General features: G+C 48.1%; 1 protein-coding gene. It reads left to right on the top strand.

The annotated features are described in order from the left end of the window. Positions 1 to 76: 76 nt before the first annotated feature. Positions 77 to 1,252, top strand: a complete 1,176-nt coding sequence (locus VC178_RS11395) for an IS481 family transposase (protein WP_323482624.1) — start codon at positions 77 to 79, stop codon at positions 1,250 to 1,252. Positions 1,253 to 1,311 lie beyond the last annotated feature (59 nt).

Genomic DNA, 1,311 nt, shown 5'->3' with positions numbered 1-1,311 from the left:
TGTCCTACCCGAGACATAGTTTACGTTTTATACCGGACACATACTTTACAGTTTTTGGCATAGGAGGGACCACTCTATGCCGTGGAATGAAAGTACGAAGATGGATGAAAAGCTCAAATTTGTGTCGCGTTACCTCGATGGCGAGAAGATTGCTACCCTGTGTCAGGAGTTTGGAATCTCCAGAGTGACTGGCCATAAGATCATTGATCGCTATAAAGACAGTGGCCTAGAAGCCTTTACGGATCGCAGTAGAAGACCCTTTCGGCAAGCCAACCGGCTGCCCTTCCAGGTCGAGCAATTGATCGTGAATCTGAAAAAAGAGTTCCCGACCTGGGGCGCTCCTAAACTGCGAGACCGCTTGCACACCCACTATCCCGAGCTAGTTTTACCAGCTAAGAGCACTGTACACGCTGTACTGGATCGCCATGGTTTAGTCAAAAAGAAACGGCGCCGGTATGGCAAGCTTGAAGGTACCGCATTAAGCAATACGCAATCCCCTAATGCCCTATGGTGCGTGGATTACAAAGGGGAGTTTATGCTCGGCAATAAGCAGTATTGCTATCCTTTAACGGTCACCGACTATGCTTCGCGCTTTTTAATTTGTTGTGAGGGCTTAGAAAGTACCAAAGAAGCCGGAGCCTTTACGGTCTTTGAGCAACTCTTTAAGGAGTATGGCTTGCCAGGCAGTATTCGCTCAGACAATGGGGTACCCTTTGCTAGCCCCAATGCGATTTATGGCCTCTCGAGTTTGTCCGTCTGGTGGCTGCGCTTAGGGATTGGGATTGAGCGGATTAAGCCAGGCAATCCCCAGCAAAATGGTCGGCATGAACGCATGCATTTAACGCTCAAGCAAGCGACGACTAAACCACCCGCCAAAACACTGTTGCAACAACAAGATAAGTTCGAAGACTTTATCTATGAGTACAACTATGAGCGACCCCATCAAGCCTTGGAGATGAAAAAACCGGCGCAGCTCTATACCCCATCAAGTCGAAAATATGAAGGATTGCCAGATGTCAGTTACCCCTTCCACGATAAAACAGTCACTGTGACTAAATGCGGCAGAATCTGCCTGGGCAATCAAAAGATCCACTTTAGTACCGTGTTCGCTGGTCATGACGTGGGCCTGCGACAAGTCGAAGAAGACGTGTGGTTAGTGAGCTTTATGGATTACGATATGGCTTACTTTGATATGGAATCTCATAAAGTTAGTGCCCTAGAGAATCCATTTGGTCCCAAAGTATTGGGGTGAACGGCAACTGTAAACTATGTGGTCGGTACCGGATGTAAACCATGTGTCCGGTACGGACC

The sequence above is a fragment of the Polynucleobacter sp. AP-Sanab-80-C2 genome (assembly GCF_035012965.1).
GTDB lineage: Bacteria > Pseudomonadota > Gammaproteobacteria > Burkholderiales > Burkholderiaceae > Polynucleobacter.
Note: the sequence above shows the minus strand (reverse complement) of the source record. Positions and strands in the feature narration are given on the sequence as shown.

What these genes read in the sequence shown, in the direction of transcription:
- VC178_RS11395 (WP_323482624.1), top strand. Translation starts at nt 77, where the DNA reads ATGCCGTGGAATGAAAGTACGAAGATGGATGAAAAGCTCAAATTTGTG.